The organism is Phreatobacter cathodiphilus (assembly GCF_003008515.1).
Taxonomy (GTDB): domain Bacteria; phylum Pseudomonadota; class Alphaproteobacteria; order Rhizobiales; family Phreatobacteraceae; genus Phreatobacter; species Phreatobacter cathodiphilus.
Genome location: NZ_CP027668.1, coordinates 1,480,218 through 1,504,173, shown reverse-complemented (window position 1 = coordinate 1,504,173; position 23,956 = coordinate 1,480,218). Strand labels below are relative to the sequence as shown.

24 protein-coding genes and 1 tRNA gene are annotated in these 23,956 nt (G+C 69.7%); 11 read left to right on the top strand and 14 right to left on the bottom strand.

The genetic code is table 11. From position 1 onward, the window contains the following. Positions 1-146: 146 nt before the first annotated feature. Entirely contained in the window at positions 147-1,397 is a 1,251-nt protein-coding gene (locus tag C6569_RS07335) for a hypothetical protein (RefSeq protein WP_106748230.1), read from the top strand. Positions 1,398-1,400: 3 nt separating this feature from the next. Here the strand turns inward: C6569_RS07335 and mfd are convergent, their stop codons facing one another. Both mfd and C6569_RS07325 read right to left on the bottom strand, forming a co-directional pair. Then, positions 1,401-4,916, bottom strand: coding sequence for a transcription-repair coupling factor (gene mfd, locus C6569_RS07330; protein ID WP_106748229.1), 3,516 nt, complete (start codon positions 4,914-4,916; stop codon positions 1,401-1,403). Further along, positions 4,916-5,215, bottom strand: coding sequence for an FAD assembly factor SdhE (locus C6569_RS07325; RefSeq protein ID WP_106748228.1), 300 nt, complete (start codon positions 5,213-5,215; stop codon positions 4,916-4,918). Before C6569_RS07325 ends, mfd begins: the two co-directional genes overlap by 1 nt. A 211-nt stretch (positions 5,216-5,426) precedes the next feature. On the opposite strand from C6569_RS07325, the gene recG reads away from it, so the two are divergent. From recG to C6569_RS07300, 5 genes are all read left to right on the top strand, one after another. Next, positions 5,427-7,541, top strand: a complete 2,115-nt coding sequence (gene recG / locus C6569_RS07320) for an ATP-dependent DNA helicase RecG (RefSeq protein WP_106748227.1) — start codon at positions 5,427-5,429, stop codon at positions 7,539-7,541. A 2-nt stretch (positions 7,542-7,543) separates the two neighbouring features. After that, a complete protein-coding gene (locus C6569_RS07315; protein ID WP_106748226.1) occupies positions 7,544-7,909 on the top strand; it encodes a YbaN family protein in 366 nt (121 codons plus the stop codon). Continuing rightward, a complete protein-coding gene (locus C6569_RS07310) occupies positions 7,906-8,814 on the top strand; it encodes a PfkB family carbohydrate kinase (protein ID WP_106748225.1) in 909 nt (302 codons plus the stop codon). Before C6569_RS07315 ends, C6569_RS07310 begins: the two co-directional genes overlap by 4 nt. 20 nt (positions 8,815-8,834) lie before the next feature. Continuing rightward, the gene (locus C6569_RS07305; RefSeq protein WP_146144752.1) at positions 8,835-9,578 is read left to right on the top strand and encodes a hypothetical protein; all 744 of its coding nucleotides are present in this window, start codon (positions 8,835-8,837) and stop codon (positions 9,576-9,578) included. 84 nt (positions 9,579-9,662) lie between these two features. Continuing rightward, positions 9,663-10,409, top strand: a complete 747-nt coding sequence (locus C6569_RS07300) for an SDR family oxidoreductase (protein WP_106748223.1) — start codon at positions 9,663-9,665, stop codon at positions 10,407-10,409. Between the two features lie 13 nt (positions 10,410-10,422). Here the strand turns inward: C6569_RS07300 and C6569_RS07295 are convergent. Together C6569_RS07295 and C6569_RS07290 are read right to left on the bottom strand one after the other, a co-directional pair. Further along, a tRNA-Lys gene (locus C6569_RS07295) sits at positions 10,423-10,497 on the bottom strand. Positions 10,498-10,630: 133 nt separating this feature from the next. Then, positions 10,631-10,891, bottom strand: a complete 261-nt coding sequence (locus C6569_RS07290) for a hypothetical protein (RefSeq protein ID WP_146144751.1) — start codon at positions 10,889-10,891, stop codon at positions 10,631-10,633. A 159-nt stretch (positions 10,892-11,050) separates the two neighbouring features. Between C6569_RS07290 and C6569_RS07285 the strand changes: the two genes are divergently transcribed. After that, positions 11,051-11,554: a DUF2937 family protein gene (locus C6569_RS07285; protein ID WP_181313945.1), complete on the top strand. Its 504-nt coding sequence runs from the start codon at positions 11,051-11,053 to the stop codon at positions 11,552-11,554. 3 nt (positions 11,555-11,557) lie between these two features. On the opposite strand, the gene C6569_RS07280 is transcribed toward C6569_RS07285, so the two are convergent. After that, positions 11,558-11,920, bottom strand: a complete 363-nt coding sequence (locus C6569_RS07280; RefSeq protein WP_106748220.1) for a hypothetical protein — start codon at positions 11,918-11,920, stop codon at positions 11,558-11,560. Positions 11,921-12,056: 136 nt separating this feature from the next. Between C6569_RS07280 and C6569_RS07275 the strand changes: the two genes are divergently transcribed. Then, positions 12,057-12,881: a polyphosphate kinase 2 family protein gene (locus C6569_RS07275; protein ID WP_106748219.1), complete on the top strand. Its 825-nt coding sequence runs from the start codon at positions 12,057-12,059 to the stop codon at positions 12,879-12,881. Positions 12,882-12,891: 10 nt separating this feature from the next. On the opposite strand, the gene tgt is transcribed toward C6569_RS07275, so the two are convergent. The 5 genes from tgt to coaD form a co-directional block, all read right to left on the bottom strand. Beyond that, a complete protein-coding gene (tgt, locus tag C6569_RS07270; RefSeq protein ID WP_106748218.1) occupies positions 12,892-14,028 on the bottom strand; it encodes a tRNA guanosine(34) transglycosylase Tgt in 1,137 nt (378 codons plus the stop codon). Next, the gene (gene queA / locus C6569_RS07265) at positions 14,025-15,101 is read right to left on the bottom strand and encodes a tRNA preQ1(34) S-adenosylmethionine ribosyltransferase-isomerase QueA (protein WP_106748217.1); all 1,077 of its coding nucleotides are present in this window, start codon (positions 15,099-15,101) and stop codon (positions 14,025-14,027) included. Before queA ends, tgt begins: the two co-directional genes overlap by 4 nt. A 77-nt stretch (positions 15,102-15,178) precedes the next feature. Further along, positions 15,179-15,679, bottom strand: coding sequence for a peptidylprolyl isomerase (locus C6569_RS07260; RefSeq protein ID WP_106748216.1), 501 nt, complete (start codon positions 15,677-15,679; stop codon positions 15,179-15,181). A 31-nt stretch (positions 15,680-15,710) separates the two neighbouring features. Further along, complete coding sequence (locus tag C6569_RS07255) at positions 15,711-16,277, bottom strand: peptidylprolyl isomerase (RefSeq protein ID WP_106748215.1); 567 nt, start codon at positions 16,275-16,277, stop codon at positions 15,711-15,713. A gap of 36 nt (positions 16,278-16,313) precedes the next feature. Continuing rightward, positions 16,314-16,820, bottom strand: coding sequence for a pantetheine-phosphate adenylyltransferase (gene coaD, locus C6569_RS07250; RefSeq protein ID WP_106748214.1), 507 nt, complete (start codon positions 16,818-16,820; stop codon positions 16,314-16,316). A 173-nt stretch (positions 16,821-16,993) separates the two neighbouring features. On the opposite strand from coaD, the gene C6569_RS07245 reads away from it, so the two are divergent. Beyond that, a complete protein-coding gene (locus C6569_RS07245; protein WP_245898265.1) occupies positions 16,994-18,160 on the top strand; it encodes a M20 family metallopeptidase in 1,167 nt (388 codons plus the stop codon). 72 nt (positions 18,161-18,232) lie between these two features. On the opposite strand, the gene gyrA is transcribed toward C6569_RS07245, so the two are convergent. Further along, positions 18,233-20,989: a DNA gyrase subunit A gene (gyrA, locus tag C6569_RS07240; protein ID WP_106748213.1), complete on the bottom strand. Its 2,757-nt coding sequence runs from the start codon at positions 20,987-20,989 to the stop codon at positions 18,233-18,235. A 210-nt stretch (positions 20,990-21,199) separates the two neighbouring features. Here gyrA and C6569_RS07235 point away from each other — a divergent pair, with 210 nt between their 5' ends. Beyond that, positions 21,200-21,829 carry a MarC family protein gene (locus C6569_RS07235; protein ID WP_106748212.1) on the top strand — a complete coding sequence of 210 codons (630 nt, stop codon included), beginning with the start codon at positions 21,200-21,202 and terminating at the stop codon, positions 21,827-21,829. Between the two features lie 9 nt (positions 21,830-21,838). On the opposite strand, the gene C6569_RS07230 is transcribed toward C6569_RS07235, so the two are convergent. Beyond that, positions 21,839-22,234 (bottom strand): DUF2306 domain-containing protein, encoded by a 396-nt coding sequence (locus tag C6569_RS07230; protein ID WP_106748211.1) that lies wholly within the window; start codon positions 22,232-22,234, stop codon positions 21,839-21,841. Between the two features lie 85 nt (positions 22,235-22,319). Here C6569_RS07230 and C6569_RS07225 point away from each other — a divergent pair, with 85 nt between their 5' ends. After that, positions 22,320-22,793 (top strand): hypothetical protein, encoded by a 474-nt coding sequence (locus C6569_RS07225; protein WP_106748210.1) that lies wholly within the window; start codon positions 22,320-22,322, stop codon positions 22,791-22,793. 29 nt (positions 22,794-22,822) lie between these two features. Here C6569_RS07225 and C6569_RS07220 read toward each other — a convergent pair whose 3' ends face one another. After that, positions 22,823-23,371, bottom strand: a complete 549-nt coding sequence (locus tag C6569_RS07220; protein ID WP_106748209.1) for a GNAT family N-acetyltransferase — start codon at positions 23,369-23,371, stop codon at positions 22,823-22,825. A gap of 17 nt (positions 23,372-23,388) precedes the next feature. Continuing rightward, entirely contained in the window at positions 23,389-23,919 is a 531-nt protein-coding gene (gene ssb / locus C6569_RS07215) for a single-stranded DNA-binding protein (protein ID WP_106748208.1), read from the bottom strand. Positions 23,920-23,956 lie beyond the last annotated feature (37 nt).

The window sequence follows — 23,956 nt, the reverse complement described above, 5'->3', positions numbered from 1 at the left end:
GCCACGCCGCCGGAGGCTAGCCCCAAAATAGGGGCGGACGTGTGGTCTCGCCAGATGTGGTGGACAAAGGCCTCCGCATCCCTGCCGTTCGGCGGGCGCGGCGGCGATGGGGAACGCCGGGTGGATGCGAACGACCAGACGAGGGAATGGACACGATGAGCGGCGTGGAGATCATCCTCCGTCTCATCGGCGCCTTCTACATCCTCGCCGGGCTGATCGCCGCCCGTCAGATGGTGATGGAGGCTTTCCTCGACAAGGCCCTCGCCGGGCTCACCCTGAAGCCGGTGCCGCGCGCCGATCGGCTGCGCGGGCGGTGGATGCTGGGGATCGCGGCGAGTGTCTTCGCGGGCGGCGTTCTGCTGCTCGCGCTGAGCATCCTCGCCCTCCCCGCCTTTCTCGCCTGTGCCGCCGCACAAGCCGCCTATCTCGGCCACGCGGCTCCGAGGCTGATCGATCCGGACGACCCGCCGGACCCCGCCGGCCGGCGTCGCACCCGCAACGCCTTCCTCGTCTATCTCGGTGCGACGGGGCTCGTGGCGGCCGCCGCCGCGACGGCGCATCTGCGCTGGCCGTGGGACGATCCCTGGCCGGCGGCGATTGCAGGAATCGCCCTCGCTGCCTTCGTGGCCTGGCACGTCGCGAAGGCTTCCGAGACCCTCGGCGGGCGGCGGGGCTTTTCCATCGAGCCCGTCGAGCCGGAGACGCCGGAGGTGCTGCCCGGCAGGGTGCGGTTGATGGTGCGGCCCTTCGTCCTGCCCTTCGCCGACGACGCCACGGGGCGTGTCGTGCCGCAATCCCTCGCCGTCAGCACCTTCGGCGAAGCGCTGGTGGCCGATATTCTCGATTGGGAGGAGGCCTATCTCGCGACCATACCGGCGCGAAAACGTACCGGCGGCTTCGCCGACCCGGACGCGGCGGCCCGCCACGCGGCCGAGGGACGCGCCTTGGCGGAACGGATGGCGGCCGTGCTCGGTGCGGAGCGGGTTGCCTATGAGCCGGTGGGCACGCCGTTTCCAGAAGCCCCGGAGCGCAGTTACACCCGCCCGGAGCGCATCAAGGTGATGGCCGACTACGCCTGCCACCCGCTGTGGTCGATGGACCAGGCCTATTCCGGCAATCTCGATCCGGAGGTGCTCGGCCTGTCGCCAAGCCTCGTCACCGATCTCGCGGCCTGGGCGGAGCGGTTCGACGATGCGCTGGACTGGGACAATCCCGGCGCCGTTCGGGACGACGACGGGTTCCTCGCAGCGCACGAGGCGGAAGGCCGCCTCCTGGCCGAGCGGCTCGCCGAGGAGTTTGCGGTCCAGGGACGGGATGTCCAAGTCTGTTTCATGACCCAGGACCACGGCGTCATCGAGGTCACGGGCGGGCCGTCACCGCCCGCCCCCGCGGCCTGAGCCTCACGCCGCCTTCTTCGTCTCGGCGATCTTCACAAGGTTGCGCAGGATGACAGCCGTTCCCTTCAGGCGGTCCTCGGCCTTCGGCCAGTCGCGGATGAAGACGATCTTCTGGTCGGGGCGGACCTTGGCCAGCGAGCCCTGCTCGCCGATATAGCGCACCAACCCGGCGGGATTGGCGAATTTGCCGTCCCGGAAGGTCATGACGATGCCGCGCGGCCCCGAATCGACCTTCTCGACGTTGGCTCTGCGGCAATAGGCCTTAATCACCGCCACCTTGACGAGGTGCTGCACCTCCTCCGGGAGCGGGCCGAAGCGGTCGATCATCTCGGCGGCAAAGGCGTCGATCGCCTCGTCGGTGTCGAGGTCGCCGAGCCGGCGGTAGAGCTGCAGGCGGAGGCCGAGGTCCTCCACATAGGTCTCGGGGATAAGGATGGGTGTGCCCACCGTGATCTGCGGAGACCACTTGTCCTCGACCGTCTCCTCGACGAGGCCGGCCTTCATCATCGACACCGCCTCCTCCAGCATCTGCTGGTAGAGCTCGTAGCCGACCTCCTTGATGTGGCCGGACTGCTCGTCGCCGAGGAGGTTGCCGGCACCGCGGATGTCGAGGTCGTGGGAGGCGAGCTGGAAGCCCGCGCCGAGCGTGTCGAGAGACTGGAGAACCTTCAGCCTTCGCTCGGCCTGCGGCGTCACCGGCTTCTTCTCAGGCAGCGTGAAGAGCGCATAGGCGCGGGTCTTGGCCCGGCCGACGCGGCCGCGCAGCTGGTAGAGCTGGGCGAGGCCGAACATGTCGGCGCGCCAGACGATCAGCGTGTTGGCGCGCGGGATGTCGAGGCCGGATTCGACGATGGTGGTGGAGAGCAGGATGTCGACCTTGCCGTCGTAGAAGGCGCCGATGCGGTCCTCGAGGTCGCCGGCCGCCATCTGCCCGTGGGCGACGATGAACTTCGCCTCCGGCACGTGCTCGCGCAGGAAGGCCTCGGCCTCCGCCAGATCCTCGATGCGCGGGCAGACGAAGAAGGCCTGGCCGCCGCGGTAGCGTTCGCGCAGCAGGGCCTCGCGGATGATCAGCGGGTCGAAGGGCGTCACGAAGGAGCGGACCGCGAGGCGGTCGACCGGCGGCGTCGCGATGATGGACAGGTCGCGCACGCCGGTCATGGCGAGCTGGAGCGTCCGCGGGATCGGCGTCGCGGTCAGGGTCAGCACATGGACCTCGGCGCGCAGCTCCTTGAGCCGCTCCTTGTGGCCGACGCCGAAATGCTGCTCCTCGTCGACGATGACGAGGCCGAGATCCTTGAAGGAAATGGTCTTGCCGAGCAGGGCGTGGGTGCCGACGACGATGTCGACCGTCCCGTCCGCCAGGCCCTTCTTGGCGGCGGCGAGATCGGCGGAGCCGACCATGCGGGAAGCCTGGGCGACCGTCACCGGGAGCCCCTTGAAGCGCTCGGCAAAGGTTTTGTAGTGCTGCCGGGCGAGAAGCGTCGTCGGCACCACCACCGCCACCTGCTTGCCGCTCATGACGGCGGCGAAGGCGGCGCGCAGCGCCACCTCGGTCTTGCCGAAGCCGACGTCGCCGCAGACGAGCCGGTCCATCGGCCGCCCGGAACCCATGTCCTCCAGCACGGAATCGATGGCGCCGGCCTGATCGTCCGTCTCGTCATAGGGGAAACGGGCGGCGAACTCGTCATAGGCGCCGTCGGGCGCCACCAGCTTCGGCGCCTCGCGCAGGGCACGGGCCGCGGCGATCTTGATGAGACCGGCGGCCATTTCGAGGATGCGCTTCTTGAGGCGGGCCTTGCGGGCCTGCCAGGCGCCGCCGCCGAGCTTGTCGAGCTGGGCCTCCGCGTCCTCCGAGCCGTAGCGCGTGAGGAGCTCGATGTTCTCCACCGGCAGGAAGAGCTTGTCGCCGCCGGCATAGTGCAGCTCGACGCAGTCGTGCGGCGCGCCCGCCGCAGTGACCGTCTTCAGGCCGACGAAGCGGCCGATGCCGTGGTCGACATGGACGACGAGATCGCCGGCCGACAGGCTCGTGACGTCGGAGAGGAAGTCCTGCGCCCTCTTCCGCCGCTTCTGGGCACGGACGAGACGGTCGCCGAGAATGTCCTGTTCGCCGACGACGGCAAAGTCGGGTGTCTCGAAGCCCTCCTCGACGCCGAGCACGGCCAGCGCGATCTCGTCGCCGCGCAGGGCCTGGGCGGAGGACCAGCTCGCCACCGGTCGCAGCGCCTTCAGCCCGTGGTCCTCGAGGATCGGCTGGAGCCGTTCCCGCGACCCCTCCGACCAGGCGGCGACCAGGACGCGCTTCTTGTCCTTGCGCAGCGCCGCCACATGGGCCGTCACGGCGTCGAAGACATTGGCGTTCTCGTCGGCCCGCTCCGCCGCGAAGGACCGGCCGCGCCGGCCCCCGAGGTCGATCAAGGCGCCGTCGGAGGCGCCGGCGAGCGCGAAGGGCGAGAGCTTCACGACGGCCTCGCCGCCGCTCCGGCGGTCCCAGTCCGCGGGCGACAGATAGAGCGCGTCCGGCGGCAGCGGCTTGTAGGAGGCGGAGGCGTCCTGCTCGAGCGCCGTCTTCCGCGCATCGTAGTAGTCGGCGATCGTGGTCAGACGCTCGCGCGCCGCTTCCTCCACCTGGGCGTCGAGGACCATGCCGGCATCGGGCAAATAGTCGAAGAGCGTGTCGAGACGGTCGTGGAACAGCGGCAGCCAGTGTTCCACGCCGGGGTGGCGGCGCCCCTCGGAGACCGCCTCGTAGAGCGCGTCGCCCTTGGTCGAGCCGCCGAAGGCCCGCACATAGGCGAGCCGGAACTTCGACATGGTCTCGGTGGTGATCTGCATTTCCGCCGTCGGCACGAGGTCGAGGCGGCGCAGATTGCCGGTGGTGCGCTGGGTCTCCGGGTCGAAGGAGCGGATTGACTCCAGCGTGTCGCCGAAGAAGTCGAGGCGGATGGGCGCGTCGAGGCCCGGCGCGAAGAGGTCGAGAATGCCGCCGCGCACGGCATATTCGCCGACCTCGCGCACGGTCGAGGTGCGCAGGTAGCCGTTGGTCTCCAGCCAGGACTGCAGGTCGGTCATGGCGATGACGTTGCCCGGCGCCGCGGACAGCGATTGCTGCGCGAGGACCGCGCGCGCGGGCACCCGCTGCAGCGCGGCGTTGACCGTGGTCAGCACGATGGCCGGGGTCGCGCGGCCGGTGGTGCGGGCGAGGCGCGACAGGGTCAGCATCCGCCGCGCCATGACGGCGCCGTTGGGGGAAGCGCGGTCATAGGGCTGGCAGTCCCAGGCGGGGACGGTGAGGATTTCGATGCCCGGCGCGAAGAAGGCCAGCGCCGTCTCCATGGCCTGCATGCGCGGGCCGTCGCGGCAGATCACAAGCAGCTCGGGCGAGGCCTGGTCGCCCTTGGCATGGAGCTGGCGGGCGAGGTCGGCGACGACGAGAGCGTCGTAGCCCTGCGGCACGCCCGCGAGGGTCAACCGCCCGCGCGAGGCGACGACGTCGGCGGGAGAACGTTTCGCCATCAGCCGACCCAGGCCCCGCGGCCCTCGGCGTGGAAGGTCTTGAGCGAGCGGAAGACCGAGGTGTCGTAATTGGCCGGCGTATCGGCCTTGTCGGTGACCCAGGCGAAGAGGTCGCGGTCCGGCACCTCGATCAGGCGCTCGAAATCGTCGAGCTCCGCCTCGCTGAAGTCGCCGATATGCACGTCGGCGAACCGGCCCATGATCAGGTCCATCTCGCGCGTGCCGCGATGCCAGGAGCGGAAGAGGATCTTCCGGCGGCGCGGATCGAGATCGGCGGAGGAACGGGTGGTTCCGGTCATCGACAGGGCCTCGTTGCGTGTTGCACGGCATCTACGCGCGAGGCCCGTTTCCGGAGCCGGCGCGAATGCAGGGCAGCTAACGGCAAAAGCCGGGCAGGCCCTTTCGGACGAAACCCGGTGCGGTGCACCCCTAGCAAAGCCGGAGAGGGATTTACAAGCCGCGCGGCCCGCGGGCCTGTCGGCAGCGGACGCCACGGACTAGATTGCCGCGATGCGTCCCACGCGACTCGATCCCCTGTTTGCGCGGCTGACCACCCTGAAGGGCGTCGGCGCCAAACTCGAAGGCCTCTATGCGAAGCTGCTCGCCAGCGAGGGGCCGCCGCGCGTGGTCGATCTCCTCTTCCACCTGCCGAGCGGGCTGATCGACCGGCGGTCGCGGCCGACGCTCGCCGAGGCCGTGCCGGGCGCCATCGTCACCCTCGCCGTGCTGGTCGAACGGCACCGGCCGGCGCCGCCGGGCAAGTCGCGGGCCCCTTACAAGGTTCTCGTCTCGGACGAGACGGGCGACCTGACGCTCGTCTGGTTCAACGCCCATCGCAGCCGCATCGAGCAGATGTGCCCCGTCGGCGAGACGCGGATCGTCTCCGGCCGCATCGAGCTCTTCGACGGCATGCGCCAGATGGTGCATCCCGATCGGGTGCTGGCGCCGGAGCAGGCGGCGACCATGCCGATGATGGAGCCGGTCTATCCGCTGACGGAGGGGCTCGGCTCCGGCCATGTGCGGCGCGCCGCCGAGGCCGCTCTCGCCCGCCTGCCGGTCCTGCCGGAATGGCTGGAGCCGCGGCACCTGGCGCGCGAGGGCTGGCCAGACTTCGCCGCGGCGCTCAAACGCATGCACCAGCCCGAAAGCCCCGAGGATTTCGCGCCCGATGGCCCCGCCCGCTCGCGGCTCGCCTATGACGAACTGCTCGCCAACCAGCTCGCCCTCGGCCTCGTCCGCGCCAACCTGAAGCGGCCGGCGGGACGCCGCAATGTCGGCGACGGGTCGCTGCGGGAGCGCATCGCCGGCGCCCTGCCCTTCGCCCTCACCGGCTCGCAGACGGCGGCCATCGCCGAGATCGCCGCCGACATGAGTGCGCCGACCCGCATGCTGCGCCTCCTCCAGGGCGACGTCGGCTCCGGCAAGACGGTGGTGGCGCTCATGGCCATGGCCGCCGCCGCGGAGGCCGGCCGGCAATCCGCCCTGATGGCGCCGACCGAACTGCTGGCACGCCAGCACGCCAAGACGCTGACCCCGCTCGCCGCCGCCGCGGGTCTCAGGGTGGCGATCCTCACCGGCCGGGAGAAGGGCCGCGAGCGCGAGGACATCCTCGCCGGCCTCGCCTCGGGCGCCATCGCCATCGTCGTGGGCACCCACGCGCTGTTCCAGGAGCATGTGCGCTTCCACGATCTCGGCCTCGCCGTCATCGATGAACAGCACCGCTTCGGCGTGCAGCAGCGCCTGGCGCTGGCGGCCAAGGGCGAGGCCGTCGACCTCCTGGTGATGACCGCGACGCCGATCCCGCGCACGCTGGTTCTGACCTATTTCGGCGACATGGAATCCTCGCAGCTCCGCGAGAAGCCGGCCGGCCGCAAGCCGGTCGACACCCGCGTCATCGCCATGGAGCGGCTCGGAGACGTGGTCGACGGCATCGGCCGGGCGCTGGAGGCGGGACGGCAGGTCTACTGGGTCTGCCCGCTGGTCGCCGAGGCGGAGGAGCCGGACGAGAACACGCCGGACCTCGCCGCCGCGGAGGAGCGCTTCGCCCTGCTCCAGCAGCGGTTCGGCGCGGCGGTGGACATGGTCCACGGCCAGATGAAGGGCACCGACAAGGATGCCGCCATGGTGCGTTTCTCGGCCGGCGAGACGCGCCTCCTCGTCGCCACCACGGTCATCGAGGTGGGCGTCGACGTGCCGGAGGCCTCGATCATGGTGATCGACCACGCCGAACATTTCGGTCTTGCCCAGCTTCATCAGCTGCGCGGGCGCATCGGCCGCGGCGCCGCAGCCTCCACCTGCATCCTGCTCTACAAGGGGCCGCTGCGCGAGACGGCGCGCCGCCGCCTCGACATCATGCGCGAGACCGAGGACGGGTTCCGTATCGCCGAGGAGGATCTGACGCTGCGCGGCGAAGGCGATCTCCTCGGCACCAAGCAGTCGGGCATGCCGGGCTTCCGCCTCGCCCGGCTCGAGCACCACGCGCCGCTGATGGAGACGGCGCGCAGCGACGCCAGGCTCATCATCGAGACGGATCCGCAGCTCGCCTCGGCCCGTGGCGCGGCGCTGCGCGATCTGCTCTATCTGTTCGGTCGCAACGAGGCGATCCGCCTCATCAAGGCCGGCTGACCATGCTCGCCCGTCCCCTCCGCCTGCTGGTCTTCCTCGCGGGATGCCTGTTCACGGTCATCGGCGTGATCGGCGTCATCCTCCCCGGCCTGCCGGGCACGGTGTTCCTCATCCTCGCCGCCTGGTGCTTCGCCCGCTCCTCGCCGCGCTTCGAATGGTGGCTTCTGAACCATCCCCGCCTCGGCCCGCCGGTGAGGACCTGGCGCGAGCGCGGCGCCATCGCGCCCCGCATCAAGGCGATCGCGCTCGGCTCCATGGCTCTGTCCTGGGGTCTCGTCTGGCTCACCGCCCCGCCCGTCGGTATCGCGGTCTCGGGCCTCTGCATCGCCGCCGGCGCCCTTTATGTCGGGACGCGGCCCTCGTCATGACCGCGGATCCGCGACGGCGCATCGTCTGCGCCGGCATTACCACGCTCGACATCATTTACGGCCTGGACGAGATTCCGACGGTGCCGCTCAAGTTCCGCTCGACGCGAATGGTGACGTCGGGCGGAGGGCTCGCCGGCAACGCCGCCACCGCCTGCGCCCGGCTCGGCGCCTCGGTGTCCCTGATCGCGCGCCTCGGCGACGATGCCTTCGCCGCCATGATGATCGAGGAGCTGGAGCGCGACGGCGTCGACTGCTCGCGGGTGCAGCGCTGCCCCGGCCATCGTTCGCCGGTCTCGGCCGTCGTCATCGACCGCCATGGCGAGCGGCTGGTGGTGAGCTATGCCGACCCCGACATTCCCTCCGATGCCGGCTGGATCGACGAAGGCGCCCTCGCCGGGGCGCATGCCGCCTATGCCGAGACGCGCTGGATCGAGGCGGCGCTCACCCTGCTGCCGCTGGCGCGGGACGCGGGCCTTCCCTCCGTGCTGGACGCCGACCGCCGCCCGGACCGTCCGGAGGTTCTGGCCCTGGCGAGCCATGTCGGCTTTTCGGCGCCGGCGCTGCGCGACCTGACCGGCATCGACGACCTCGCCACCGCCCTCGCCCATGCATCCGAAAGCGCCGCCAACGTGTTCCTCGTCACGGATGGCGCGCGCGGCGCCTGGTATATGGAGGGCCGTCTCGTGCGCCACGTTCCGGCCTTCGACGTGACCGCGGTGGATACGCTGGGCGCCGGCGATACCTGGCACGGGGCGCTGGCCGTCGCCCTCGCCGAACGACAGCCGCTCGACCGGGCCGTCCGCTTTGCCAATGCGGCGGCGGCCCTCAAGTGCACCGCCTTCGGCGGTCGCAAGGGCATGCCAGACCGGGCGAGCGTGGATCGGCTGCTGGCGGGACGCCGATGACTTGGGGTAAGGTGCGGTTCGTGACGACATGTAACCGCTCCCGCCTGCTGGCCGCCCTGGTCGCGCTCTGCCTCGCCGCCTTCGCGACCTGCGCCGAGGCTCGCACGACGGCCGTTCTCGTCCAGGGCCTCACCCAGGCGCAGGTGCTTTACCGCGCCGCCACCACGAGCCTGAGGAACGGGCGCGCCGAGGAGGCCGAGGCCGCCCTCAAGGCGCTGATCGCCCTCTGGGACGAGACCGCGGCGGCGACGACCGCCGACCCTCCGCCCGTGACCAGCCGGATCAGCCTCTTCGCCGAGGTGATGGAAGGCGGCCGGGCGCGCCTGCGCCGTGCCGCCGAGGTGCTGGCCCAGGGGCGGCAGGACAGCGCCCTCGAGGAACTCTCTCCGCTGAAGCGCGAATGGATCGGCCTGCGGCGCAGCATCGGCCTCTACGGCCTGGTCGAATGCCTGGACGAATCGAGCGAGGCCGCCGAGGCGCTGATGGTGCACAGGCGCCAGCCGGCCGACCTCACCCGCGGCGAGACCCGCGGCGACATCATCGCCAAGGCCGCCGTCTATCGCTTCGCCCTGCGCCGCTGCGAGCCCTTCGCGGCGCTGGACCCGGCCGGCAACGGCGAGTTCCGCCGCCAGGCGGAGGCGATCGGCGCCGCCATCGACGTGATCGATTCCGCCCTTCGCCTGCGCGATCCGGCCCTGCTGGAGCGGGTGCTCGGCGATCTCAAAACCTTCGACACGCAACTCTCCCAGCGGTTTGGCGGATAGCTGGCGGCTGGACAGGCGCGTCGGCGACATGGCACGACTTCAACCGATTTGAGCCGCAGAGAACGGCCGAGACGGGAGAGAGACATGGCGAAGAGGCTGGCGGGCAAGGTCGCGGTCGTGACCGCGGCAGGGCATGGGATCGGGCGTGCCATCGCCATGGCCTTCGTGGCCGAGGGTGCGACGGTGATCGCCACCGACATCGACAAGGCGAAGCTCGAGGGGATCGCCAAGGCCAAGAAGCTGCGCCTGGACGTCACCTCGACCCGCGCCGTCGAGGCGCTGGCCGCCAAGACCGGTCCCGTCGACATCCTCGTCAACGCCGCCGGCTGGGTGCATCACGGCACCGTCCTCGACACCAGCGAGGCGGACTGGGACCGCTCCTTCGACCTCAACGTCAAGTCGATGCACCGCACGATCCGCGCCTTCCTTCCGGGCATGCTGGAGAAGGGTTCGGGCTCCATCGTCAACATCGCGTCCGGCGCCTCGTCCGTGCGCGGCGTGCTCAACCGCTACGCCTACGGCGCCTCCAAGGCCGCCGTGATCGGCCTCACCAAGTCGGTGGCCATCGACTACATCCGCCGCGGCATCCGCTCCAACGCCATCTGCCCGGGAACGATCCAATCGCCTTCCCTGGACGAGCGCATCAAGGCGCTGGCGGCCTCCACCGGTCAGTCCGAGGCTGATGCCCGCAAGGCCTTCATCGACCGCCAGCCCATCGGCCGGCTCGGCACGGCGGAAGAGGTTGCGATGCTGGCCGTCTATCTCGCCTCGGACGAGGCCGCCTACACCACCGGCGCCATCCACATCGTCGACGGCGGCTTCTCGCTCTGAGGGAAGAGGCGGATGGTGAGCGGGGAGGGGATCGAACCCTCGACCACATGATTAAAAGTCACGTGCTCTACCGCTGAGCTACCCGCCCATCCGGCGGGGGGTTTGGCGGATTGCCGCCGCGAAGTCAATTGCGGGCGACATCGCGACGCGGTGAGCTTCCCGGCGCCCTGCCCCCGGACGAAGAACGGGCCCGCGCCTTGCGACGCGGGCCCGGTGGGCTGTTACCAGCCGCGGCGATAGGCGCGGCGGCGCCAGTAGCGGCGACGATAGCGGCGGTTGCGCCATTCGCGGCGATAGGCGCCGCGGCTGCCTCGACGCAGGACGCGGCCGCGCGGGGTCTGCTCGGACTGCATCTCGACCGGGGCTGCGGCAGTCGGCGCGGCAACCAGCGGCGCGGCCTCCGCGGCGCTGGACAGGCCGCCGGCAGTTGCGACGGCGGCGAGGCCGGCGATCGTTCCGAAGAACATGCGTCTGGTGGTCATGGGGCTCTCCTAGACATGGGGGAACGGCTGCGGGGCAGCCGGCGAGCCGCGTATCAGGCGGTAGAACGGGAACGCATGTCGGCGGTATTTGTTCACGACAGGGGCGAACGACGCGCTCCTGCGCCCTGCCCTTTCAGCGTTGCCGCCCGGACATCCCCGATGATCCTCCGCCGAATCGTCTTCTTCCTCGCGCTGGTCCTCGGCGTCGTGGCCTCGCAGGTGCCGGAGTTCGCCCAGCAGTACCGCCAGCGGCTCGGCGGCGCGGTGGACGAACTCAACCGCATTATCCGCGCGTTCGATGCGGATGCCGCGCGCCTTCAGATGAACCGGGACACCGGGCTCGAACGGCTGCTCGGCAATCCCGACGACTTCGTGCGCCAGCGCGGCGAGCAGATCCGGGCGGATGCGGCGCGGGCGGCGCGGCTGGAGGCTCAGCTCCAGTCCTACGAGAGCGCCGGACCGTTCTGGCGGCTCGCCACCTTCGCGCGCAGCTATGAGCCTGAGATCGCCCGCCGCGCCGCGCAGAACTTCGAGCCTGCCGTGCCGGTCACCAGCGAAGGGCTGGTGATGACGGCACTCGGCTTCCTCGTCGGCTGGCTCGGCGGACGCGCCGTCATCGCGCCGATCCAGCGAAGGCGGCGGACCAGGACGCTGCGGGCGTGAGGGTCAGTCCGGCGCCATGCGGCGCACGCCGTCCTTGATGAAGACGCGGAACGGCGTGGTGCCGGAGGCGCCGCCGTCCTCGGCCCGCCAGCGGCCGTTGGTGCAGAGGATGCCGCCGGCGGCGGGCACCGCGTCGAATTCCACCCGGTTGCGGTAGATCGTGCCGTCCGGCGTCGTCGCGGTGAAGGCGGTGGTGCACTTGCCGTCGGCCACGACGGGATCGTAACCGCCGATCATGATGCCGCCGCCGCCCGTGCTGGGAAACGGGTCGCGCAGGAGCGGCCAGGAGCCATAGTCCTCGGCCGCCGTGGCGCCGCCGATAGCCAGCAGGGCCGCTGCCACGGCCGTCATCATCGTCTTCCGCATGGTCGGGTCTCCTCGGGGCCGCGCGAAGGCGCGTCCATGGAGGGAACACGGCAGGTCACTCCCACGGATGCAGGGCCGCGCTTGCACCCGGCGCCCAGACGCGGGAACAATGCCGCCCCCTCCCCGGCGGTGACCCATGTCGCATTCCTGCCCGAAGCACCTCTCCCATCTCCTCGTCAGCCCCGGCGGCGCGGTGGATCTCGACGACATCGACCCTCGCGAAGTCGGCTTCCTCGGCGACGAGGACAAGGTGCGGGCGCGCCTCGTCGAGGATGCCGAGGCCATCGACCGGCTGCAGGACCGGCTCTACGCCGAGGGCAAGCGGGCGCTGCTCGTCGTCCTCCAGGGCACCGACACCTCGGGCAAGGACGGCACGATCCGCGGCGTCTTCAACGCCACAGGCCCGCTCGGCGTCACGGTGACGGCGTTCAAGCGGCCGAGCGAAGAGGAACTCGCCCACGATTTCCTGTGGCGGGTGCATATGGCCGCCCCGCGGCGCGGCACGATCGGCATCTTCAACCGCTCGCACTATGAGGACGTGCTGGTCGGCCGGGTGCGCAACCTCGCGCCGAAGGAGGCGATCGAGGACCGCTACCGGGCGATCAACGACTTCGAGCGGCTGCTGACCGACAACGGCACGGTGGTGCTGAAGTTCATGCTGCACATCTCCAAGGCCGAGCAGGCGGAGCGCTTGCAGGAGCGGCTGGACGAGCCGGAGAAGCACTGGAAGTTCAACGCCGGCGACCTGGAGGACCGCAAGCTCTGGGGCGCCTTCAAGAAAGCCTACGAGACCGCCCTCTCCCGCTGTTCGACCGACCACGCGCCCTGGCACATCGTGCCGGCTGATCGGAAGTGGGCGCGCAACGCCATCGTCGCGGCCATCGTCCGCGACACGCTGGAGACCATGGATCCGCGCTATCCGAAGATGCCGTGGAAGCCGTCGGACTTCACCATCACCTGAGGCCGAAGGGTCACCCCTGCCAGGGCGCGATGTCGCCCCTGGCCCAGCCTTCCCTCACCGCGGCCATGTAGTCGGCGTAAGCTCCCCGCGCGATCGCCTCGCGGGCGCCGGCCATCAGCTCCTGGTAATAGGCGAGGTTGATCCAGGTGATCAGCATGGAGCCGAGCATCTCCTCGGTGCGCACGAGGTGGTGCAGATAGGCCCTGGAATAGTCGCGCGCCGCCGGGCAGGACGAGGTCTCGTCGAGGGGGCGCGGATCCTCGGCGTGGCGGGCATTGCGGAAGTTGACCTTGCCGAAACGCGTGAAGGCCTGGCCGTGGCGGCCGTTGCGGGTGGGCATGACGCAGTCGAACATGTCGACGCCCCGCGCCACTGCCGCCAGGAGGTCGTCCGGCGTGCCGACGCCCATGAGGTAGTGCGGCTTCTCCTCCGGCAGGTGCGGCATCACCGCCTCGATCATCGCCAGCATGACCTCCTGCGGCTCGCCGACCGCGAGGCCGCCGATGGAATAGCCGGGAAAGTCCATGGCGGCGAGCGCCCGGGCGCTGGCGATGCGCAGGTCCGGCTGATCGCCACCCTGGACGATGCCGAACAGCGCCCGGCCCTCCGGCTGCGCCTCGAAGGCGCGCTTCGAGCGCTCGGCCCAGCGCAGCGAGAGCTGCATGGCCTTGTCGATGGCGGCGCGCTCGTTGGGCAGCGCCACGCACTCGTCGAGCTGCATCTGGATGTCGGCGCCGAGCAGGCCCTGGATCTCCACCGAGCGCTCCGGCGTCAGCTCGAAGCGGGAGCCGTCGACATGGCTGGAGAAGGTCACGCCCTGTTCGGTGAGCTTGCGGAGCTTGGCCAGCGACATGACCTGGAAGCCACCGGAATCGGTGAGGATCGGACCGGTCCAGCCGCCGAAGCGGTGCAGGCCGCCGAGTTTCGCGATCCGCTCGGCGCCGGGGCGCAGCATGAGGTGATAGGTGTTGCCGAGGATCACGTCGGCGCCGAGCGCCTTCACCTGATCCATGTACATGCCCTTCACCGTCGCCTGGGTGCCGACGGGCATGAAGGCGGGCGTGCGGATCGGGCCGCGCGGCGTCGAGACGACGCCGGTGCGGGCGGCGCCGTCGCGGGCGGCGATGGCGAAGGAGAAGCCGGTCATCGCGCGTCCTCGCGGAAGAGAAGCGAGCCGTCGCCGTAGGAATAGAACCGGTAGCCGGTGGCGATGGCGCGCGCATAGGCCGCCCTCATGGTGTCGAGCCCGGCAAAGGCGGAGACGAGCATGAAGAGGGTCGAGCGCGGCAGGTGGAAATTGGTCATCAGCACGTCGACAGCGCGGAAGCGGTAGCCGGGCGTGATGAAGATGGAGGTCTCGGCGGCGAAGGGACGGATCGTGCCGTCCTCGGACGCGGCGCTCTCCAGCAGCCTGAGCGATGTCGTGCCGACGGCGACGATACGCCCGCCGGCGGCGCGAACCGTGTTGAGCGCAGTCGCGGTCTCGGCCGTCACCAGCCCATATTCAGGGTGCATGCGGTGGTCGGCCGTGTCGTCGCTCTTCACCGGCAGGAAGGTGCCGGCGCCGACATGCAGGGTGAGGAAGTGGAGGCTCACCCCCCGCGCCTTCAGGCGGTCGAGGAGGTCGGGGGTGAAGTGGAGACCGGCGGTGGGGGCCGCGACCGAGCCTTCGTCGCGGGCATAGACCGTCTGGTAGTCGGCGCGGTCCTGCGCGTCCTCCCGCCGCTTCGAGGCGATGTAGGGCGGCAACGGGATGTGGCCGACGCGGGCGACGGCCTCGTCGAGATAGGCGCCGGCGAATTCAAACTCCAGCACCACACCGTCGTCGTCCTTGGAGACGATGGTGGCGTGGAGCCCGGAGAGCAGACAGGCCTCGGGCGTCTCGCCGAAGCGGACGAGATCGCCCGGCCGGAGCTTCTTCGCGCCCCTGACGAAGGCGAGCCATCGGTCGGGGGCGAGGCGGCGATGAAGCGTCGCGGAGATGGAGGCCACCTGCCCTGCCCGCTCCCGCACGCCCTCGAGCTGGGCCGGGATGACGCGCGTGTCGTTGAAGACGAGGGCGTCGCCCGGGCGCAGGATTTCGGGGAGATCGCGCACGACGCGATCGCCGATCTCCGCTCCCGGCCGCACCACCATGAGCCGCGCGGCATCGCGAGGGCTCGCGGGCCTCAGCGCGATGCGGTCGGCAGGCAGGTCGAAATCGAAGAGGTCGACGCGCATGGTCCGGCGGGTTCTGCAGTCCCAAAAGAAAACGGCGCCCGGATCGCTCCGGGCGCCGTGTCCCCTAGCACGGGGCATCAGAGCTTGGCGACGACCTCGCCATAGGTCGCGGTGTCGTCGGCGGCGATCTTGGCGACGACGATCTTGTCGGGATCACGCACCGGCTCGCCGCGCTTGATGCCGTCGACGTTCTCCATGCCGTCCACGACCTTGCCCCAGACCGTGTACTGCTTGTCGAGGAAGCGGGCGTCGTCGAAGCAGATGAAGAACTGCGAGTTGGCCGAGTTCGGGTTCTGGGCGCGGGCCATGGAGGTGATGCCGCGCACGTGGGGCTCGGCGTTGAACTCCGCCTTCAGGTCCGGGTACTTCGAGCCGCCGGTACCTGTGCCGTGGGGGCAGCCGGTCTGGGCCATGAAGCCGTCGATGACGCGGTGGAAAACGATGCCGTCATAGAAGCCCTCGCGGACGAGCTTCTTGATGTGGTCGACGTGGCCGGGGGCGAGGTCCGGGCGCATGGCGATGACGACACGACCCTTGGTCGTCTCCAGGATCATGGTGTTTTCGGGATCGAGGGCCATCCAGGCCTCCTGTTCTCGTTGAAAGGGATGATCAGCGGATGTCGGCGGCGACGCGGACACGGACCATGCGGTCCGGCTGGGTCACGGTGCCGTTTGCGGCGGGATTGCCGCGCTTGATCTTGTCGACCGCCTCCATGCCGGAGACGACGTTGCCGAAGACGGTGTACTGGCCGTTGAGGAACGAGCCCTCGGCGAACATGATGAAGAACTGCGAATTGGCCGAGTTGGGGCTCTGCGAGCGGGCCATGCCGAGAGTGCCGCGCACGAAGGGCTCGCGCGAGAACTCCGCCGGCAGGTTCGGCAGGGGCGACCCGCCCATGCCGGTGCCCTGGGGATCGCCGGTCTGGGCCATGAAGCCCTCGATGACGCGGTGGAAGACGATGCCGTTGTAGAAGCCCTGGCGGGCGAGCGTCTTGATGCGCTCGACGTGCTTGGGCGCGAGGTCGGGGCGCAGGCGGATGATGACCGGCCCGTCCTTCAGCTCGATGACGAGCGTGTTCTCCGGGTCGGCGCCGGCGGGAAGGCGGATCGCCTGGGCGGCGGCGGGGCCGGCGGCGGCGAGGGCCAGCGAACTGGCGAGGAAGGTGCGGCGCTTCACGGGACGTCTCTCCGGTTGGAACGGGGGTGCGCGCCGTCAGGCGCGGCGCTGGACCTTGGCGGCGAGCGCCTGGGCCACGGCGGGGGGCACGAAAGAGGTCACGTCGCCTCCCATCAGCGCGATCTGGCGGACGAGCGTGGCGGTGATGGGGCGAACCGTAGGCGATGCGGGGAGAAAGATGGTCTGCACGCCCGGCGCCATCTGCGCGTTCATGCCCGCCATCTGCATCTCGTAGTCGAGATCGGTGCCGTCGCGCAGGCCGCGGATGAAGAGGCTGGCGCCGACGCGCTGGGCCGCCCAGACCGCGAGGTCGTCGAAGGTGATGGTCCGGAACTCGCAGTCCTCAGCGGCGGCTATCGGCGCGCAGACCGCGTCGAGCAGCGAAAGGCGCTCATCGGCGGAGAACATCGGTGCCTTGCCCGGATGGACGCCGACGCCCACCACCAGCTCATCAGCCAGACGGCAGGCATGGCGGATGACGTCGAGATGGCCGTTGGTGACCGGATCGAACGAACCCGTGTAGAGGGCGATGCGTTTCGTCATGGGCCTCCGCCGCGACAGGACGAGGGAGGCTTAGCGAAGCCGGGGAGCGGGCGCAAGGGAAGGCGCCCCGCGCGCCGGCCGTCATGGGCCGCGTGCGGAGGATCGGTTGCCTCGCACGGCGGCCCGCGGGAAGAATGCCCCCAACCGGCCCTGCCGCATGTCCCGAGGATCCCATGACCACACCAACCGAAACCCGCATCACCGAGTGGCTCGCCGCGCATAAGGAGGCCATGGTCGACCTGCTGCGCGAGGTCGTGGATATCGATTCAGGCTCCTACGACAAGGCGGGCGTCGACGCCGTGGGCGCGCGCTTCGAGCGCTTCTTCGAGGAACACGGCATCTCCGCCTGGCGCGAGCACCACGACCTCTATGGCGACGCGATCCATGCGCTGGTCGCCGAACCCGGTTCAAACGAGAAGCCGGTTCTGCTGATGGGCCATAGGGATACGGTCTTTCCTAAAGGCGAAGTGTCAAGGCGCCCCTTCAGCATCGAAGGCGGCCGCGCCTATGGTCCCGGCGTCGCCGACATGAAGGCCGGCCTCGTGATGAACGTCTTCGTCGCCGCCGCCTTCAAGGCGCTCGGCGGCATGCCCTGCCCGATCCGCGTTCTCATCACCTCCGACGAGGAAATCGCCTCGCCCTCGTCGCGGCCGATCATCGAGCGGGAGGGCCGCGCCGCCCGCGCGGTGTATAATTCCGAGCCCGGGCGCCCCTCGGGCAACGTCACGACGGGTCGCAAGGGCGGCGTCTTCATGCGCTTCGACGTCTACGGCAAGGCGGCTCATTCCGGAGGCAATTTCACCAGCGGCGTCAGTGCCATCGGCGAGCTTGCTCACAAGATCGTCCAGATTCACGCGCTGACCGATCTCGCTAAGGGCATCACCCTCAACGTCGGTCTCGTCTCGGGCGGCCAGTCCGTCAACACGACGGCGCCTCATGCCGAGGGCCAGATCGACCTGCGCTACATCGACCCGGCCGACCGGGCACGCACCCTCGCCGCGATCCAGCGGATCATCGACACACCGACGGTGGCCGGCACGACCGCCAAGCTGGAGATCAAGGGCGAGTTCCTGCCGGTGGTTCAGACGCCGGAGGCCAAGGCCATCTTCACCGCCTATCAGTCCGCCGCGCGCGATGCGGGCCTCGCCACGCTCGACGGCGAGTTCTCCGGCGGCTGCGCCGATTCCGGTTTCACCGCGAGCGTCGGCACGCCGACCATCTGCGGCGTCGGCCCGGTCGGCGGCAATGCCCATACGGTGGAGGAATATCTGGAGATCGACAGCATCGTGCCGCGCGCCCAGGCGCTGGCCCTAGCCATCCTCAGGACGCAGGTGGACTGACAGCTCGCGCAAAAACAATCGCCCGGCACGGGGCCGGGCGATCGAAATCCTCACAGGTCCTCGGACCGGGCCTCAGCTCTCCGCGGCCTCGCCGCCCTCGGTCTCGGGAAGGTCGCCCTCCTCCTCGCCCTCGTCGGAGATGTGCTCGACCGAGACGACCTTTTCGGTCTCGTCGGTGTCGAAGACGATCACGCCCTGGGTGCCGCGGCCGGCGACCCGGATGCCGGCCACCGGGCAGCGGATGAGCTGCCCGCCGTCGGTCACCAGCATGATCTGATCGCGGTCCTCCACGGGGAAGGAGGCGACCAGGCGCCCGTTGCGCTCGTTCACCGCCATGGCGACGATGCCTTTGCCGCCGCGGCCGGTGATGCGGTACTCGAAGGACGAGGTGCGCTTGCCGTAGCCGTTCTCGGAGATGGTGAGCACCACCTGCTCGGCCGCCGACATTTCGGCGTAGCGCTCCGAGGCGAGTTCGCCGGAGCCGTTGGTCTCCTCGTCCTCGCCCTGGTCCTCGCCGGCCGCCGCCTCGCCGGCGATGGCGCGGCGCATCTTCAAGTAGGCCGAGCGCTCCTCGGAGGTCGCGTCGAAATGGCGCAGGATGGCCATGGAGATGATGCGGTCGTCCTCGGCCAGGGAAATGCCGCGCACGCCCATGGAATCGCGGCCCTTGAAGACGCGCACCTCCGGCACGGCGAAGCGGATGCACTGGCCCTGCGCGGTGGTGAGCAGCACGTCGTCGGCCTCGGTGCAGACGCCGACACCGACGATGCCCTCGCCCTCGTCGAGCTTCATGGCGATCTTGCCGCCGCGGTTCACCTGGACGAAATCCGACAGCTTGTTGCGCCGGACCGTGCCGCGGGTGGTGGCGAACATGGCGTCGAGCTCGCCCCAGGTCGTCTCGTCCTCGGGCAGCGGCAGGATGGTGGTGATGCGCTCGTCCTGGTCGAGGGGGAGGATGTTGACGAAGGCCTTGCCGCGGGCCTGGGGCGCCGCGAGCGGCAGGCGCCAGACCTTCATCTTGTAGACCTGTCCCTTTGAGGAGAAGAACAGGATCGGCGTGTGGGTGTTGGCGACGAATAGGCGGGTGACGAAATCCTCGTCCTTCGTCTGCATGCCGGAGCGGCCCTTGCCGCCGCGGCGCTGGGCCCGGTAGGTCGAGAGCGGCACGCGCTTGACGTAGCCGGCATGGGACACGGTGACCACCATGTCCTCGCGGGCGATGAGGTCCTCGTCCTCGAACTCGCCGACGCCGTCGACGATCTCGGTCTTGCGCGGGGTGGCGAACTCGTCCCGCACCGCCTTCAGCTCGTCGGTGATGATCTGCATGATGCGGGCGCGCGAGCGCAGGATGTCGAGATAGTCGAGGATCTCCTCGGACAGGGTCTTCAGCTCGTCGCCGATCTCGTCGCGGCCGAGGGCCGTGAGGCGGCGCAGCGGCAGGTCGAGGATGGCGCGCGCCTGGGTCTCGGAGAGGCGGTAGGTGCCGTCCTCGTTGAGCGGGTGGCGCGGATCGTCGACGAGCCGGATCAGCGGGGCGATGTCGTGCGCGTCCCAGTCGCGGCCCATCAGCGCCTCGCGGGCGGATGCGGGGTCGGCCGAGGTGCGGATGATGCGGATCATCTCGTCGATATTGGCCACCGCGATGGCGAGGCCGCACAGCACATGGGCGCGGTCGCGCGCCTTGCCGAGCAGGAACTTGGTGCGACGGGAGACGACCTCCTCGCGGAAGGCGATGAAGGTGACGATGAGGTCCTTGAGGTTCATCACCTCGGGACGGCCGCCGTTCAGTGCGACGAAGTTGCAGCCGAAGCTCTGCTGCAGGGCGGTGAAGCGGAAGAGCCGGTTGAGCACGACGTCGGCCACGGCGTCGCGCTTCAGCTCGATGACGATGCGCATGCCCTCGCGGTCGCTCTCGTCGCGGAATTCGGCGATGCCCTCGACGCGCTTCTCGCGCACCAGCTCGGCCAGGCGCTCCAGCATCTGCGCCTTGTTTACCTGGTAGGGGATCTCGGTGACGATGATCGCCTCGCGCTCGCGGCGCACCGTCTCCATGGAGGTGCGGGCGCGCATGACCACCGAGCCGCGGCCGGTCAGGTAGGCCTGGCGGATGCCGGTGCGGCCGAGGATGATGCCGGCGGTCGGAAAATCCGGCCCCGGAACGTAGTCCATCAGCTCCTCGACCTCGATGTCCGGCCGCTCGATGGTGGCGATGCAGGCGTCGATGACCTCGCCGAGATTGTGCGGCGGGATGTTGGTCGCCATGCCGACGGCGATGCCGCCGCCGCCGTTGACCAGCAGGTTCGGGAACTTGGCGGGGAGCACCTTCGGCTCCCGCTCGGAATTGTCGTAGTTGTCCTGGAAGTCGACGGTCTGCTTGTCGAGGTCGGAGACGAGCTGGTCGGCGATCTTCTCGAGCCGCACCTCGGTGTAGCGCATGGCCGCCGGCGGATCGCCGTCGACCGAGCCGAAATTGCCCTGTCCGTCGATCAGCTCGACGCGCATGGAGAAGTCCTGCGCCATGCGCACCAGGGCGTCGTAGACCGACTGGTCGCCGTGGGGATGGTATTTACCGATGACGTCGCCGACGACGCGGGCCGACTTGCGGTAGGGCTTGTTCCACTCGTAGCCGTTCTCGTGCATCGAATAGAGGATGCGCCGGTGAACCGGCTTCAGGCCGTCGCGCGCGTCCGGCAGGGCGCGGCTGACGATGACGCTCATCGCATAGTCGAGATAGGACCGCCGCATCTCGTCGGTGATCGAGATCGGGCGAATTTCGGTCGGGTCGGAGGGCGTCGCGCCCGCCGGCGTCTTGTCGTCGTCGTCTGCCAAGAGAACACTTCCGGTGGGGCGGGCGCGAGGCACCCGCTGGACGGCCTCTTCTAGCCGATTCCGGCTCCGATCTCCAACCCCAAACGCGCTTTTACCGCGCGGAATTGTCTCGCCTTTTCAATCGGTTGCTGGAGGTGGTTTCAGGGTTGTGGACGGCGCGGGACACAAACGCCCACAATCCCCGCCCGGGAACAGCGAAACGGAGCGCCGATGACCGTCGAATTCCTCACCAGCGCGCTCGTCACGATGTTCGTGATCGTCGAGCCCTTCGCCCTCGTGCCGATCTTCCTGGCGGTCACCCAGGGCTTCTCGGCGGCGCAGCGGCGCCAGGTGGCCTGGCGCGCCTGTCTCATCGCCTTCCTGATCCTCTCGGCCTGCGCCTTCTTCGGCGACTGGCTGCTGCGCAAGCTCGGCATTTCCCTGCCGGCCTTCCGCATCGCCGGCGGCCTGCTGGTGTTCTGGATCGCCTTCGAAATGGTCTTCGGCCTGCGCGCGGGCCGCAAGAGCGAGACGGCGCGCGAGGCCATCGACAAGGAGCATATCGTCAACGTCGCCGCATTCCCGATGGCGATTCCGCTGCTGGCGGGGCCGGGCGCCATCACCGCCACGCTGCTCCTGGCCGGTCAGGCCTCTGGCAGTCCGGCGACCATGGCGGCGCTGATCGCCGTGCTGGCCGTTGTCGTTCTGGTCTCCTGGGCCTGCCTCAGCATGGCGGAGGCGGTCAACGCGCTGCTCGGCACGCTCGGCAACGCGGTGGTGTCGCGCCTTCTCGGCATCATCCTCGCGGCCCTGGCGGTGCAGTTCGTGATGGACGGCGTCAGGGCGGCGCTGAGGGCCTGAGGGAGACGCTCAGCCGCCGAAGACCACCTGTCCCATGATGCGGTAGGGCAGCAGGGTGAAGAGCCCTGCCCCGGCCCATCCTGCCGCCACGCCCAGCATGCCCAGGCGATGGCCGCGCATGTGGCCGGACCGGCGCGCGACAATCGCATAGGCGAGGGTCACGAGCGTCGCCACCGACAGGAGGTGGATGGTGCTGAAGGGACCGATCGTCTTGTTCCCGTGAATCCAGAACGAGGACACGGCGGTGAAGGTCATCATCACCACCCAGACCCAGCCGATGCGCCGATGCCAAGCGCCACTCTTGCGGCGCCCCAGTTGGACGACCGTTAGCGGGATCAGCGAAAGGGCGGCGACGGCGTGAAGCTGGATGGCGAGAGGCGCACCGAGCAGTGGTTCGAGGGTCATGGGTCTCTCCGACGTTATGCAAATGTCATTTACATTTTATCCGGAGTATGTCAATCGCCTTCACATCACCACGAAAGGAAATCCCATGCCGATCCTCACCGCCGTCCCGCTCTGGGTCTGGCCGCTCTTCGCCGCCCTCGTCCTGCTCGGCCTGAAGTCGCGACAGGAGCGCAGCCTGCCCATGGCCGTCGTCTTCCTGCTGCCCGCGGTCGGGCTCGTCACCGTCCCGACGCTGGTCGCCCTTCCCCATGCGGGCTTTGCCCTCGGCGCCCACGCCCTCGCCTATGCCGCGGGAGCGGCGGCGGGCTATCGCCTGCAGGGGCGCTGGATCCTCGCCAAAGGGGGCGGACGGGTGCGGCTCGCCGGCGAGAGCCTCACCCTGGCAGGGATGATGACACTGTTCAGCGCCAAGTTCGTCCACGGCGCCATGACGGCGGTCGCGCCCGCGGCGGTGTCGGGCCTCGTGTATGTCGTCGCCTTCGCTGCGGTCACCGGCCTCGCCGCCGGCCTGTTCGGCGGACGGGCGCTGCGGACCATCATCGCTCCCGCGATGGCCTGAGGCGTTTCAGGGCCGGCTTGTCGAGAGGGCTATTCGGGCCGCCCTGCCGAAGCCTGGCAGCCGGCCTGACGCGCCTGCCATTCCGGGCGGAGGATGGACATGACCGCGAGGCTCGCCCTACGGCCGTCGGCCCTGACGACGCTCTCGCGCATCACGCCCTCCTCGACGAGGCCGAGGCCGGCATAGAGGGCGCGGGCGACCGGATTGTCGGTGAAGACGTCGAGCCAGAAGCGGTGGCAGGCCGTCTGTGTGAAGGCCAGCTCGACGAGTCCGATCAGGAAGGCGCGGCCCGTCCCCTGCCCCGGCGCCGCCACCGAGATGCGCTGGAGCGCGACGTTGCCGTTGCGATCCGTCAGGCCCTTCAGGATGGCATAGCCGAGCGGCGCGCCGTCATCGCCCAGGGCCAGCCAATAGGCGAAGTCCGGGTCGGCGAGACAGGCCTCGTGACGCTCGCGCGGCCACCGGCTGATGCGCAGGGCGTTGTGCGGCATGCCCTCCGTCGTGAGGACGAAGGGCAGATCACCGGCCTCGGCCCGCCGTAGGCGCACCGCTCCCGCCCCGGTGGCGTGGGAGGCCATCCCGGCCGCTCCGCAGATCAGAACGGAATTTCGTCGTCGTCCATCGGGCGGCCGCCCGCAGGCGCAGCGGACCGCCGCGGCGCTTCCGATCGCCCCCCGCCGGAGCGACCCTCGATGGCGCCGCCGCCGAAGCCGCCGGAGCCGCCGAAGCTCTCGTCACCGTAATCGGCGCCGCTGCCCCCGCCGCCACCACCGCCGCGGCTGTCGAGCAGAACCATTTCGCCGCGGAACCGCTGCAGCACCACCTCGGTGGAATATTTCTCGACGCCCGACTGGTCGGTCCATTTGCGGGTCTGCAACTGGCCCTCGACATAAACCTTGGAGCCCTTCTTCAGGTACTGCTCGGCCACGCGCGTGAGGTTCTCGTTGAAGATCACCACCTGATGCCACTCGGTGCGCTCCTTGCGCTCGCCCGACGCCTTGTCGCGCCATGTCTCGGTGGTGGCGAGGCGCAGGTTGCAGACCTGCTCCCCGTTGTTCAGCCGGCGGATTTCGGGGTCGCGGCCCAGATTGCCGATCAGGATGACCTTGTTGACGCTGCCTGCCATCGTCGCTCTCCCCTCCCCGCAGCCGTTGCCCGGGGCG